Source organism: Undibacterium sp. TC4M20W (genome assembly GCF_049340245.1).
Lineage (GTDB): Bacteria > Pseudomonadota > Gammaproteobacteria > Burkholderiales > Burkholderiaceae_D > Undibacterium.
In genome coordinates this window covers 15,710-29,608 of sequence record NZ_JBMPPI010000024.1, presented here as the reverse complement: position 1 = coordinate 29,608, position 13,899 = coordinate 15,710, and the positions used below count along the sequence as shown (strand labels likewise).

Genomic DNA, 13,899 nt, shown 5'->3' with positions numbered 1-13,899 from the left:
TATATCACTCAGTAATCTCAGCTTTGCACACTGCCAATATGGCTTCTGCATCTTGCGCGGATAGCGCTTGTGCCAGCTTCAGGCCCAGTGCATGCGGCTGATCAGCGGCACCAGCAGCTTCTGCCCTGGCGATGCGGGTACCGTCCGGCGTGGCAACCATGGCTCGAATCTGCATCTGGCCCTGGCTGACTGTCGCAAAAGCTGCCAGCGGTATTTGGCAACTACCGCCAAAAGCCTTTGACACTGTGCGCTCCGCCGTCACTGCCTGTGCAGTCTCGGTATGATTCAATGCAGCCAGCATGGCTTGCAGTTCTGGCCGGTTATCCGGTATTTCTATTGCCATCGCACCCTGCCCTGCTGCCGGCAAGCTTTCTTCGGGATCCAGGCAGGCGCGTATGCGCTCAGGTACACCAAGACGTTTGAGACCAGCTGCAGCCAGGATGATGGCAGCGTATTCGCCATTATCAAGTTTACGCAAGCGGGTATCCAGATTACCGCGCAGCGGGCGTATCACCAGATGCGGGTAACGTGTGGAAATCAGGGCCTGACGGCGCAAGCTGCTGGTACCGACGACGGCACCGGCAGGCAAGCTATCCAGACCAGCATAGTCATTCGAAACAAAGGCATCGCGTGGATCTTCACGTTCCAGTATGGCCGCCAAGGTAAAGCCCTCGGGCAAATCCATGGGTACATCCTTGAGAGAATGCACAGCCAGGTCAGCGCGGCCTTCTGCCATGGCGACTTCCAGCTCCTTGACGAACAGGCCTTTGCCACCCACTTTGGACAGCGCGCGGTCAAGTATCTGGTCACCACGGGTCGTCATGCCCAAAATTTCTATCTGCCAATCAGGGTACAGTGCAGCCAGACGATCACGCACATGTTCGGCCTGCCACATCGCCAAACGGCTTTCGCGTGAGGCAATAATCAATTTTTTAGAACTTGAAGATGTCAAAATAAGGCTACTTTCAACTGTAAAAGCTGGATACAAAAACCAGGCACGATTTTATCATTGCAGGAAATGACTTTATAAGTAATTCAGATGACAAGATGATAGTTTTGCGTGAATTAAATTAAATGCAGCGGCAGAATGGAGATAGAAGCACATCAAATCTGGTCAAACTTGACATAGTCAGCCTGAAAACGGCATCATAGCCCTAGAACACGCCTTGATATACGTCATGCCGCTCATGATTCAGCGGCTTTTTTACGTATACTAGCTATTTTTCACCGCATCACCCAACTGGATTTAGCATGCTCCCTGGTACCGAAGATAAAAAACACCTGATACTGACGGGCGACCGCCCTACCGGCCCCCTGCACCTTGGCCATTTTGTAGGCAGCCTGCGCAACCGCGTCAAATTCCAGAACCAGTATGAACAGTACATCATGCTGGCTGATGCCCAGGCCCTGACCGACAATATGGAAAACCCGGCCAAAGTCCATGACAATGTCATGGAAGTGGCGCTGGATTACCTGGCTGTTGGTATCGACCCGGCCAAATCAACTATCCTGATCCAGTCACAAATTCCTGAACTGACGGAATTAACTTTCTACTACCTCAATCTGGTCACGGTAGCGCGTCTGGAACGTAATCCAACAATTAAGCAAGAGATCACCCTGCGCAACTTTGAGCGCGACATCCCTGCCGGCTTTCTGACTTACCCTGTCAGCCAGGCAGCAGATATTAGCGCCTTCAAGGCGAGCCTGGTACCGGTCGGCGAAGACCAGATACCGATGATAGAACAGACCAATGAAATCGTCCGTCGTTTCAACCGTCTGGCAAATAAAGAGATATTGGTGGAATGCCAGGCGCTGGTGCCTGAAATTGGCCGCCTGCCTGGTGTCGATGGCAAGGCCAAGATGAGCAAGTCACTGGGCAATGTCATCAATCTTGGCTTCACACCTGCAGAAATCAAGGCAGCGGTACGTAATGTCTACACTGATCCATTGCATCTGCGCGTGGCTGACCCTGGCCATCTGGAAGGCAATGTCGCCTTTATCTACCTCGATGCCTTCGATGAAGACAAAGCCGGTCTGCAAGAAATGAAAGACCATTATGTCCGTGGTGGCCTCGGTGACAGCATCGTCAAAGCACGCCTGGAAGGTATCTTGCAGGATTTGTTGAAACCAATACGTGAACGCCGTGAAGAATTTGCCAAAGACCGTGGTCAGGTTTTGCAAATACTGAAAGAAGGTACACGCAAGGCTCGTGAAATCGCTGCACAAACGACTGATGAAGTCAGGGCAGCAATCGGCTTGAAACACTTCTGATTTCTGATCTATGGGGGGGCGATTCGCCCCCCGTCTCTCTCTGCTTCCTTTGGAAAACTCTATGAGCGTAGCTGATTTCCATCTGACACTCAGTTCCGCTCGCGCCCTGCATCTGGCCGCACAGGGCTTGTTAAATCCTTCGCCGCGCAAAGCTAACAAACAGGATGTACTGGCCTGCATACGCAATATGTCGGCACTGCAGATTGACACCATCAGCGTGGTTGCGCGCAGCCCTTATCTGGTGCTGTGGAGCCGCCTGGGCAATTATCCGCATGCATGGCTGCATGAATTGCTGGAAGAAGGTCATCTGTTTGAATACTGGTCGCATGAAGCCTGCTTCTTGCCTATAGAAGACTACGGCCTGTACCGGCATCAGATGGTGTCGCCACAAGGGATGGGCTGGAAATACAATCACAAGTGGCTCAAAGAAAATGCTGCGCAGGTAGAAACCGTGCGCCAGCATATTCATGCGAATGGTGCCAGCCGCTCGGCAGACTTTGAACGCACTGATGGCAAAAGCGGTGGCTGGTGGGAGTGGAAGCCGGAAAAACGTTCACTCGAAGTGCTGTTTACAACTGGCGAACTGATGGTCGCCAAGCGCCATAATTTCCAGCGTATTTATGATCTGAGGGAACGTGTTCATCCCAAATGGAATGACAAAAAACATCTGAAACCCATCCTGCATTGCGAGCGCGCACAGATATTGCAATCCGTCCGTGCACTTGGTATTTGCAAGGCAAACTGGATCAGTGATTATTTTCGCATGGGCAAACCAGATGTCAGTAACCAGACAGCACAGCTGGTCAAAGAAGGCTTATTGATACCTGTTACGGTTGACCAGCACGAGGCCCTATTTTATGTGCATCCCGATCGCAGAGATTTGCTGGAACAGGCAAGCGAGAACAAATTAAAAGCCACGGCGACCCGTATCCTTTCACCTTTTGACCCGGTAGTGTGGGACAGGAAGCGTGCGATAGACCTGTTTGATTTTGACTATAAACTTGAATGCTATACGCCAGCGCCAAAACGGCGTTATGGCTATTTCACCCTGCCGATCTTGCGCAAGGGTGCCCTGATTGGGCGCATGGACGCCAAAGCCCATCGCAAGGAAGGCATACTGGAAATCAAGGCCCTGCATCTGGAACCGGGCGTACGCGTTTCTCAAGCCCTGGCGACTGACTTGGCAAAGACCTTGCGCGAATTCGCCACATGGCACGAATGCCATGATCTGCAATTGACATGGTGTAGCTCAGCGGAGCTGACACCTTTATTAGAGGCACTGATTTAAATGTTTCCACGATACGCATTATTAATCAGCCTGCTGCTGGCCAGCTCCATGGCAATGGCTGGTGAAGCTCCTGAAAAAGTCAGCTTCCCCAGCCTGGACTTGCAAGATGGCCAGGCTGTCCAGCTTGATGCCTTCTGGTTCCATGCCAACGGCAATGCAGGCAGTGCACCAACTGTTATTGCCCTGCATGGTTGCGGTGGCTTGTACAGCACCCGCAAGGGACATGAACAGGAACTGAATGCCAGGCATCATAATATGGCCAGACTATTGCAGGAAAATGGCTACAACGTGCTGATGCCTGACAGTTTTCGCCCGCGCGGTACAAATAGCATTTGCAGCAGCGCCTACAAAAACCGCGATATCAGCACCAACAACCGCCGCCTGGATGTGCAAGCCGCCTTGCAATGGGTGGGCAAGCAAGCTACTGTTGATGTAAAAAACATAGCCCTTCTCGGCTGGTCAAATGGTGGTTCTACCACGCTGAATTCCCTGAATACTGCCCATAAAGCGGCAGGCAAAGATGATTTTTATCCCAAGGCAGCCGTGGCGTTTTACCCAGGTTGCCAGGGTTACCTGAAAGCACGTCCTGCCTATCGGCTGGCGTCACCTTTGTTGATACTGATAGGGGCAGAAGATGACTGGACACCTGCGGCCCCTTGTGTGAGCTTTGAAAAAATGCTCGCGCCTTCGCCTGTCAAGGTCAGCGTCTTTGCCGATAGTTATCATGATTTTGATGCACCAGACCTGCCAGTGCGCAAACGCATGGATGTGCCGAATGGCGTACATCCCGGACAAGGTGTGACGACAGGCAGCAACCCGGCAGCCAAAGAACTTGCCTACAAAGAAATGCTATTGTTTCTCAAACAGCACTTGGGTACGCAATAAGTATACAAGTAGGAATGCAATAGGGTGCGCAAAAGGTGTGCAATGATTGCTGAATAATTCATCAAATAGCTTGTTTGAAATCAAAGCTGGTGCAACAATCAACAAGCATACTGGTTTCAAGCTCAACGATGAAAGGCACAGGATATGTACTCCAGAATCTTGTTACCCACTGACGGCTCTGAATTGTCACATGCCTGCGTTGCGGCGGGACTGGAATTTGCCCAACAATTACAGGCAGAAGTGGTTGCTGTTTTTGTTGCGGGCAATTATCAATATCCGCTGTATGTAGATATACTCCCGCCTAATGGACCGACCGAAGAAGAATATCAGGCCGCCATGCAGACCCTGGCAGAAAGTTATCTGCAACCGGTAAGAGATGTCGCCGCTGCCGCTGGTCTGGCTTATCAGGAGGTCATACAATTCAACGATTCCACAGCCAAGGAAATCGTCCACACTGCACAAGAATATGCCTGCGACCTGATCTTCATGGGTTCACATGGCCGCAGCGGTCTGGGCCAATTCATACTCGGCAGTGTCACCACCAAAGTCTTGTCATTGTGTCTGATACCTGTGCTGGTACATCGTATCAAGCATCACTGAAGACGATCAACGAGCCCGCGCCAGCAAGGGCTTGCAGTACAATAGCGTTTCACCTTGCGCAGGCACAACACCTGACAAGCTTCAACATGACTAACGCCTTGTACAACAACGATGACCCGTATCCTGATTGCTGACGACCACACCATCATGCGTGAAGGACTGAAACGCATACTTGATGGCATAGAAGACATACAGGTAGTTGCCGAGGCAGTAGATGGTTTCGATACCCTGGAAAAAGTACGCACTAGCGAATTTGATGTCTTGCTGATGGACTTGTCCATGCCTGGCCGTAGCGGCGTTGATCTGATACGGCAGATCAAGGATGAATTCCCCAAACTGCCCATACTGATATTGACCATGCATGAAGAAGAACAGTATGCGGTGCGCGCCATACGCGCTGGTGCACGCGGTTATCTGACCAAGGAAAGCGCAGGTACACAACTGGTCACCGCCTTGCGCAAAGTTGCGTCTGGCCGCCCGTATATCAGCATAGAAGTGGCAGAGCAACTGGCCATGAGCGCCATGCCTGCGGACGACAGCCAGCCACACACCAGCCTGTCTGACCGTGAATTTGAGGTATTCACCCACCTGGTCAAAGGCAAGTCGATTACCGAAATTGGCGAACTCCTGCATCTGAGCGTGAAGACTGTCAGCACGCACAAGACCCGTATCATGCAAAAGATGAACATGAGTAATTTGTCCGACCTCGTGCAGTACGCCGTTGCCCACCATCTCTTGCAGCCACAGGCGTAAGCAGCCTCTCCTCAGCCTTCTACCGCAGTACATCGAACTACCTCTGATACAGCGCAGCCATCCTTAGCGGGATGGCTGCGCTGTATCACGTCATGCAAATTGCCCTCTAGGAATATTCCTACCCCGGCAGCGCCAAATCTGACAGTTCAAATCAGCATCTCCTGATTTAAATCAAAGTCCATGCTAACGATAATAGAGTCTGAGCAAACAAGCACAGCAAGTAACAGCATGAACCTGTTCATCCTTGAAGATTCAGTCCTGATTCAGAACCGTTTGATACGGTTCGTGGAAGAAGTACCCGGCATGCATGTACTCGGCGTAGCAAGCGATATGAGCAGCGCCTATCAGGCCCTGCTGGGCAATGATGCCGACGCCTTGATACTCGATATACAACTCGCTGATGGCAATGGTTTACAGTTTTTAAAGAACATCAAGCAAAGCAGGCCAGGGATCAAAGTCGTGGTACTGACAAATCACGCAACCGAAAACAACCGCCTGCATGCCATGCGGGCTGGTGCCGATGGTTTCCTCGATAAATCGACGGACTTTGGCCTGCTACAAGATTATCTGCTGCGCTGGCAGCAACCGGATTCAAATCATCAAATCAATTAATCAATGTCCTTACCTTACAAGGGAAATATCATGACTACAGCAGCCTTCAACACAAGCGCAAACAGCCTGCCTTCCGCTGCCAGCAAAACTGCCTTTCCAGCCATCGCCAATGAGGCTGGCTGGCGCTGTCATGGCAATCTCTGGTCGAATCTACGCGAAGTCTGTGAACTCTTGCGCATCCCTACTCCAGCCGCGTCAGCAGATGAAGAAGTATTGTTCCAGCATGTACGCTTCAAGGCTGGTCAGAGAATCCATACCATAGGCCAGGATTTTGACACCCTGTACATCGTCAATTCAGGTTTTCTGAAAACTGTACTGCTTGATGAATACGGCAATGAACAAGTCCTGAGCTTTCCCATGAAAGGCGATTTGCTGGGCATAGATGGCATACATAACCAGCATCATGCATCTGAAGCTGTTGCACTCTCGGATTGCGACATCATCCTGCTGCCTTATAAAACTTTCTCTGCATTGGGCCGCATTTATGCAGAACTCGAGCAAGCCATGTTCAGCGTCATGAGCCGCGAACTGGTACGTGAACAGATCATGATAGGCATGCTCAGCGCTCTGAGTGCAGAAGCCAAGGTTGCCCGCTTCCTGACGACACTCGGTGAACGTTTCAGCCAACTGGGTTATTCTGGCAAAACCTTCAATCTGCGCATGACCCGTCATGAGATAGGCAGCTACCTGGGCCTGACACTGGAAACCGTCAGCCGCACCCTGTCGGCCTTCAATGAAATGGGCCTGATCAGTGTCGATCAGCGCCAGATCGCCCTGAATGATGTAACTGCGCTGAAAACCCTGCGCCGTCTGCCACCTGCCAAGGCACGCATCAAGGTCAGCGAGAAAGTCTCGGCTTTAGTTGGCAAGAATTTATTGCCGCAATGGGGCAAAGAAGTTGCTGTTGCCTTAAACTAGTGTAAGCTTTAACAAGTAGCTTCATCTTTTTGCCATGTTTGCCATGGCAAAAAGATGGCTGAACTTGTATTTGTTTTCTTTCCCGGATTTCACATCAAGGAGTAAAACATGCCATACAAAACCATCTTGGTTCATGTCGATGAATCTGAACGTTCCAACTTCCGTGTCCGTGTTGCAGCAGAAATTGCCAGGGCTGACGAAGCCCATCTGACAGGAACCGCCGTCACCGGTGTCTCCCGCTTTATCTATCAGGATGGCAATATCAGTGCCAATGATCCCAATCTGAGCATACACCTCAGTTATTTGCGCGAACGCGCAGAAAAAGCTGTTGCCAACTTTAGCCAGCAGGCCCAGGCTTTAGGCGTCAATTCTTATGAAAGCGTGATCGCCAATGATGAAGCCGGTGGTGGCGTTGGCCTGCAAGCCAGGTATAGCGACCTGGTGGTCATAGGCCAGACCAACCGTGATGAACCCTCACCTTCGGTTTTGCCCGATTTTCCTGAATACCTGATCATGAATTCAGGGCGCCCTATCCTGATCATCCCCTATGTTGGCGATGTCACGACAGTTGCAAAACGCCCCTTGATTGCATGGGATGCCAGCCGCGAATCCACCCGTGCCATCACCGATGCAATTCCATTGCTGCGCCGCGCAGAGCTGGTGCATGTGGCGATTTTCAATCCCAAAGCCGTACCCGACAGCCATGGTGAACAACCAGGTGCCGATATTGCCCTGTACCTGGCAAGACATGGCATCAAGGTAGAAGTTGGCGTGCATAAAACTTCGACTGACATAGGCAATGCACTGCTGTCACTGTCACACGATCAGGACAACGATTTGCTGGTCATGGGCGGTTATGGTCATTCGCGCTTCCGTGAAATGATCATGGGCGGCGTCACCAGAACCATCTTGCAAAGCATGACGCTGCCAGTGCTGATGTCGCATTAAGCAGCTCATCAGCATCTGAGACCTGGCAAATGACACTCCTTGCAAAAGGAGTGTCATTTTCTTTTTTGTAGCAAGTCGCCCAAGCTTTAACCGGGCATTTACGAATTAGAATACTGGTCTACATTAAATAAAACTAAACCACATGGCACATGATAACCCTGGCATGGTAAAAGCACGATGGACAGCAGGTTTGCTGGCCCTGCTATCAATCGTTTTATGGTTGAACCACGCAACCCTGTCCACCATACAGATGCCAGCACCTCTGCCGGTACATACCGTGCTGGAAACCATCACCATCGTGATTTTCACATCGGTATTCATCGTATGCTGGAATGCCTTTGGCGGCGCCAGGAAAAAGAGCAGTGTCATTCTCGCCGTAGCGTTTTTGTGTACTGCCATTCTCGGTTTCATGCATGCGATCAGCTTTCAGGGCATGCCCGGCTTTCCTGATGCGGCAGACATGCATAAATCCCTGCTGTTCTGGCTGCTGTCACGCTCATTCATCGCCACCACGCTGCTGGGCCTGGCATTAGCACCTGAGGATTCAGAAGTCAGCCCGACCCAGGCTTATTTCGTCCTGATTGCAGGATTGATAGCCACAGCCGGGTGGATGATGATGGTGTTCGCACTACCACATCTGCTGCCGCTAACCTATATCCAGGGTGAAGGGCAAACTTCTTTCAAAATAGCGTGTGAAGCAGGTCTGATCGCCATCAATCTGTTCACCGCCTATCAATTGAACAAACCGGGCAAGGCCATTTCAGCAGGGTCTGCTGGACCTGGCAAGCAAGGTGAGCGCCTGCAAATAGAACGTGCGCCCCTGTTTCTTGCGGCCACCCTGCTGGCCATTTCAGAGGGGTATTTTGCTATCTATGCGGACGGCAATGATGTCTTCGTCGCCATCGGCCATGTGTTTCAGTTGCTGGCTGCCATTGCCATTTATCGCGGCATGGTCTCGGTGAACATCCATACCCCGTATGCCAGTCTGGCAGAAACCAGCCAGAACCTGGCCCGCTCTGCAGCCGAGCTCAGCATGGAGCGTGAGCGCCTGAGCCGCATGATAGATACTGCCATAGATGGCATTATCACCATCAACGAGTCACAATCCATCATCCTCGTCAATCCCGCTGCTGCTGCCACTTTTGGTTACGAAGTCGATGATCTGATGGGGGCTTCACTTGATCTTGTCTTACCAGAGCGCCATCGCAAAGTACATGGCAAACATGTGCAGCAGTTTGGCGAAACTGGTGAAACCCGCAGGAAGATGGGCGGTAATTTTGAAGATTTTTATGTCACCGGCGTCAAAGCCAATGGCGATGAGTTTCCCATTGAAGCTTCCATTTCCAGTCAGATAGAAAACGGCAAACGTTTTTATACCGTTATCTTCCGCGACATCACTGAGCGCAAGGTCGCCAAAGAAAAAATGGCGCTTTATCACGATGAATTGACACAGTTATCAGCAGCACTGCAAAGCATACGTGAAGAAGAACGTAAACATATTGCCCGTGAACTGCACGATGACCTGGGTCAGTTACTGGCCGCGCTGCGCATGGATTTATCACTACTGCAACGAGACAGTGTCTTGACAGGCAAGACTCAGCAAACCATCAACAGCATGGATCAGTTATTGCTGACTTCAATTACCACGCTGAGACGCATCGCCACCGACCTTAGGCCACGTGCGCTGGATGAAGGAGGACTTTATTTTGCCTTGCAGACTTTGCAAAAAGATTTTTCCCAGCGCCATGGCATAGCCTGTGACTTGCAGGCAAACGAAGAACAACTGGCACTTGACGATACCCGCAGCACTGCGATCTTCCGTATCGTCCAGGAATCACTGACCAATGTAGTCAGGCATGCAGATGCCACAGAGGTGCAAATTTCTTTCGAGCGCACCCCTGACACGTTGAGCTTCAGCATTACCGACAATGGCAAAGGTATAGAAGCAGATGAGATGCGCAAATCACGTTCTTTTGGCTTGGTTGGCATGCGTGAGCGCGTCAAAGCCATGCATGGCGAATTCCTGGTTGATAGCCAGCCCGGGGAAGGAACCGAGCTGAAGATTAATTTACCATTAAGCTAAAGGAATAATTCATATAAATAAGCCATGTAAATAAGCCATGCCAATGAATTATGCAAATAAATTAAGCAAATTGAAGAAGCGTGCAGACTTGGCAAATCCAGTATAAGCTTACGGAAAATCGTATCGCTGCAGGAGCATTTCAATGTCAGTTTCAGCACTCAATAGCGGCCTTTCAGGACTCCAGGCTTACGCTCGTGCGCTCGACAGTTCAGGGCACAATGTAGCGAATGCGAGTACGGCAGGCTTTGTTCCGCAACAAGTCAGCTTTCAAGAGCAGCCTGCTGGTGGTGTGATTGCCAATATCAGCAAAGAAGGCAGCAGCCTTGCTGCACAAGAGCAGAGCGGCACTGACCTGAGCAGTGAAATTGTGCAATCGATACAATTCAAGGCAGGCTTTGACCTGTCTGCGAAAATTATCAAAACGCAAGATGAGATACTCGGCACGCTGATCGACATCAAAGCCTGAGCAGGACCTGCCAGCTAAGCCGCTGGTACCAGACACAGGATGGATGGCATATCCTTCATATCAAAATACCAAAGCCCAAATCCTCCTATTCCCAACAGAATTGCTGCACCCAGGTAGCGCAAGCCACGCATGATAGTTTTATTTTGCGCCTGTTGCATAACTGCCTGGGTCAGCAATAAATGTGGCAAGGCAAACAGGCCAAACACCAGCATCAGCACAGCACCAGACCATGCATCACCGGACAATAAGGCGAATGGTGCAACACCGTACAAAAGACCGCAAGGCAGACATCCCCAACCCATGCCCACCAAAAATGGATGTCGCGCCACCTGGCGCAATGATGGCAGTCTGCCAGTCAATTTCGCATGTAACTCTGCCAGCAGGTTTTGCACAATAGCCAGGCGTGGCAGCAATCCCAATACACGCAAACCAAGTAATATCAACATCAGGTTACCAATGACAAACATGATTTGCTGCACTGGCAGGTAAGGTTTGAACAATATGCCGGCGGCACCAAGGCCGCCGAGTACAGTACCGGCAATCATGTAAGTAAAAATGCGCCCGCCCTGCAGCATGATCTGATACTGCACGCTGGCAGGCAAACCAAATGAAGTCTGCCTGATTTCCGCCTGCTCTGCCAGGCCAATAGGAATAATTTTGCCAGCAGTTCCGTAAGCGCCTTTTCCAGATTTCGTCAGCAGCGCGGAAATACCACCGCACATGCCAGCACAGTGCACCCCGCCTATGGCACCAGCTGTCATTGCAGCAAAGACCAAAGGAAGGGTCAGCATCTCAGATCAGTTTGGAATATCTGGCGCCTGATTGCTGCGACAGATAGCGGTCAAAAACCATCGCCAGTGCGCGCACGAACAAGCGGCCCTTGGGCGGAATACTGATACTACTGTCATTGACCAACACTATGCCTTCTTGTGCATAGTCTTGCAGCCTTTGCAGTTCATCAGCAAAATAGTCAGGGAAAGAAATACCATATTGCATTTCAAGGTATTTGAAATTCAGGGTATTGCTGCACATCAGGCTCATGATGACCTGGCGACGCAAGATATCATCGACGTCCAGGTGATAACCTTTTTCTACAGGTAATCTGCCTTGGTCCAGACTGGCATAGTATTCATCCAGAGTGCGCAGATTCTGACCATAAGATGCCCCGACCTTGCCTATTGCCGACAAACCCAGGGCGATGAGATCGCAATCTGCCCGCGTCGTGTAGCCTTGGAAGTTCCGGTGCAGGCTACCATCCAGAGTCGCCTGTGCCAGACTGTCGTCCGGTTTGGCAAAGTGATCGAGGCCAATATACACATAACCCTCAGCCAGCAAGCGCCGTATCGACATCAGGAAAATTTGCAGGCGCTGCTCCGCAGACGGCAGATCTGCTTCGGCGATCCGGCGCTGAGGTTTAAAGCGTGTCGGCAGGTGTGCATAGTTGTAAAGCGCAATGCGGGCAGGCGACAGTGCGATGACTTGGTCCAGTGTCTCGGAAAAACTTTCCAGATTCTGTTTCGGCAGACCATAGATCAAATCAAAATTGATAGACTGAAAACCGCAGGCCCGGCTATCTGCCACCGTAGCAGCCACCATTTCGTAAGGCTGTATGCGGTGCACTGCCTTTTGTACTTCCTCATTGAAATCCTGTACACCGAGACTGGTCCGGTTAAAGCCCAGTTCTGCCAGTATTTGCAGGGTTTCGGTAGTAACGGTACGTGGATCTATCTCTATAGAGATTTCGGCATCATCAGTGAAGTCAAAATGCTCGTGCAGCAGGCTCATCAGCTGGCGCAATTCGGCATGGCTGAGAAAGGTCGGCGTACCACCACCAAGATGCAACTGGCTCAGGATTTCACGCGCATGCAAATGGGCAGTCACCAGCTTCAATTCCTTGGTCAGGTATTCCAGATACTTGGCCGAACGCCCGTGGTCTTTGGTGATGACTTTATTGCAGGCGCAGTAATAACACAGCGAGGCGCAGAACGGGATGTGTATGTATAGCGATAATGGTGGTTTGCTCAGCAAATGGCTGCGTTCTTCCAGATAGCGTATGTAAGACTCTGCCGTGAAAGTTTCTGCAAACCTGTCTGCCGTGGGGTAAGACGTGTATCTGGGCCCCAGGCTGTCGAAACGGCGTATCAGTGCTTCTGGAATTTCTATTGCTGGAAATACAGCCGCTTCGTTCATTATCATGATGGGTCTCAATGTGCTTTTTGCACTAGCAAGGCCGTCAGACCACTAGACAGAATTCCCAGTAACCAGAAGGCGAAAAAGCCTATGGTATAAACACCTGTTTCATGCATTTGCAGGCGCCTGTCCAGCACAATCAATTCCATGGGATCAACCAGGCTAAAGAACAAGCCCGTTGCCGCACAGGCCATCAAAAAAGCTGGCCACAAAACGATCATCAACATAGAACGCAATTGTGGTTTACGTGATGTGATAGTGCTATTTTCCAAATCCTGTCCCCTTCTAGTGATAGTCCAGCCTCAGGTCAACAAATTTCAGGGATTGAACTCATTTTGCCGCATTCAGCTGCACTGGTTTTTGTCCTGGATCAAACCAGTCACCGGTCAGGCGCCAGTCTGTGGTCTCCAGTTTGATATGAAACAGTTTTACAGCTTGTTCTCCGGCATTTGGCATCAGTTTGAGGTCGCCTTCATATTGACCAGCGGCCGTACGCTTCATCGGTAAGCGACGTATGAGCTCACTGACTGAATTGCCGCCAGCTGCGGCATTGGCCAGGCTCAATTGTATGGTCTCGGGTAAATTACCCTTTCCACTGACTTGCAGAACGATCTTGCCTTTGGCAAAGTCGGCATTGATGTAGGCATTCAGTTGCAACTCCCTGGCCTTGGCGTCGCGCTGTATATCCTTGTTGATCATCAGGCCCTGTTTGTAATAATCTTCGGCCACGACCTTGTCGGCACCATGCATGGCAATGTAGCCGGTATACAGACTGGCACAAACCACAAAGGCCGGACCGCCAGCCACCAGCAGTAACCAGGGTTCTTTGTACCAGGTATCGCGCCTGGATTTTGGGGGCATCAGACTGGCTTCCATTTTCTTCTC

15 protein-coding genes are annotated in these 13,899 nt (G+C 50.9%); 10 read left to right on the top strand and 5 right to left on the bottom strand.

Annotated elements, in window-relative coordinates; all coding sequences use genetic code 11:
* Window positions 1–4: 4 nt before the first annotated feature.
* Window positions 5–952, bottom strand: coding sequence for a hydroxymethylbilane synthase (gene hemC / locus ACO0LL_RS22805; RefSeq protein ID WP_422953109.1), 948 nt, complete (start codon window positions 950–952; stop codon window positions 5–7).
* A gap of 299 nt (window positions 953–1,251) precedes the next feature.
* Here hemC and trpS point away from each other — a divergent pair, with 299 nt between their 5' ends.
* The 10 genes from trpS (at window position 1,252) to ACO0LL_RS22755 (ending at window position 10,824) form a co-directional block, all read left to right on the top strand.
* Window positions 1,252–2,271 carry a tryptophan--tRNA ligase gene (gene trpS / locus ACO0LL_RS22800; RefSeq protein ID WP_422953108.1) on the top strand — a complete coding sequence of 340 codons (1,020 nt, stop codon included), beginning with the start codon at window positions 1,252–1,254 and terminating at the stop codon, window positions 2,269–2,271.
* A 61-nt stretch (window positions 2,272–2,332) separates the two neighbouring features.
* On the top strand, window positions 2,333–3,559 hold the full coding sequence (locus ACO0LL_RS22795) for a winged helix-turn-helix domain-containing protein (protein ID WP_422953107.1): 1,227 nt from the start codon (window positions 2,333–2,335) through the stop codon (window positions 3,557–3,559).
* Entirely contained in the window at window positions 3,560–4,444 is an 885-nt protein-coding gene (locus ACO0LL_RS22790) for a dienelactone hydrolase family protein (protein ID WP_422953106.1), read from the top strand.
* Window positions 4,445–4,588: 144 nt separating this feature from the next.
* On the top strand, window positions 4,589–5,044 hold the full coding sequence (locus ACO0LL_RS22785; protein WP_422953105.1) for a universal stress protein: 456 nt from the start codon (window positions 4,589–4,591) through the stop codon (window positions 5,042–5,044).
* Between the two features lie 111 nt (window positions 5,045–5,155).
* Complete coding sequence (locus tag ACO0LL_RS22780; RefSeq protein WP_422953104.1) at window positions 5,156–5,797, top strand: response regulator; 642 nt, start codon at window positions 5,156–5,158, stop codon at window positions 5,795–5,797.
* Between the two features lie 228 nt (window positions 5,798–6,025).
* Window positions 6,026–6,409, top strand: coding sequence for a response regulator (locus ACO0LL_RS22775; protein WP_422953103.1), 384 nt, complete (start codon window positions 6,026–6,028; stop codon window positions 6,407–6,409).
* A 30-nt stretch (window positions 6,410–6,439) separates the two neighbouring features.
* Window positions 6,440–7,327: a helix-turn-helix domain-containing protein gene (locus ACO0LL_RS22770; protein WP_422953102.1), complete on the top strand. Its 888-nt coding sequence runs from the start codon at window positions 6,440–6,442 to the stop codon at window positions 7,325–7,327.
* A gap of 108 nt (window positions 7,328–7,435) precedes the next feature.
* Window positions 7,436–8,275, top strand: a complete 840-nt coding sequence (locus tag ACO0LL_RS22765) for a universal stress protein (protein WP_422953101.1) — start codon at window positions 7,436–7,438, stop codon at window positions 8,273–8,275.
* A 142-nt stretch (window positions 8,276–8,417) separates the two neighbouring features.
* The gene (locus ACO0LL_RS22760; RefSeq protein ID WP_422953100.1) at window positions 8,418–10,358 is read left to right on the top strand and encodes an MASE3 domain-containing protein; all 1,941 of its coding nucleotides are present in this window, start codon (window positions 8,418–8,420) and stop codon (window positions 10,356–10,358) included.
* A 142-nt stretch (window positions 10,359–10,500) separates the two neighbouring features.
* Window positions 10,501–10,824 carry a flagellar basal body rod C-terminal domain-containing protein gene (locus ACO0LL_RS22755; protein ID WP_422953099.1) on the top strand — a complete coding sequence of 108 codons (324 nt, stop codon included), beginning with the start codon at window positions 10,501–10,503 and terminating at the stop codon, window positions 10,822–10,824.
* A gap of 14 nt (window positions 10,825–10,838) precedes the next feature.
* On the opposite strand, the gene ACO0LL_RS22750 is transcribed toward ACO0LL_RS22755, so the two are convergent.
* From ACO0LL_RS22750 to ACO0LL_RS22735, 4 genes are read right to left on the bottom strand one after another with little or no spacing between them, the layout of a single operon-like run.
* A complete protein-coding gene (locus ACO0LL_RS22750; RefSeq protein WP_422953098.1) occupies window positions 10,839–11,615 on the bottom strand; it encodes a sulfite exporter TauE/SafE family protein in 777 nt (258 codons plus the stop codon).
* A gap of 1 nt (window position 11,616) precedes the next feature.
* A complete protein-coding gene (gene hemN / locus ACO0LL_RS22745) occupies window positions 11,617–13,020 on the bottom strand; it encodes an oxygen-independent coproporphyrinogen III oxidase (protein ID WP_422953097.1) in 1,404 nt (467 codons plus the stop codon).
* 8 nt (window positions 13,021–13,028) lie between these two features.
* The gene (locus ACO0LL_RS22740; protein ID WP_422953096.1) at window positions 13,029–13,286 is read right to left on the bottom strand and encodes a hypothetical protein; all 258 of its coding nucleotides are present in this window, start codon (window positions 13,284–13,286) and stop codon (window positions 13,029–13,031) included.
* 58 nt (window positions 13,287–13,344) lie between these two features.
* Entirely contained in the window at window positions 13,345–13,890 is a 546-nt protein-coding gene (locus tag ACO0LL_RS22735) for a FixH family protein (RefSeq protein WP_422953095.1), read from the bottom strand.
* Window positions 13,891–13,899: the final 9 nt, after the last annotated feature.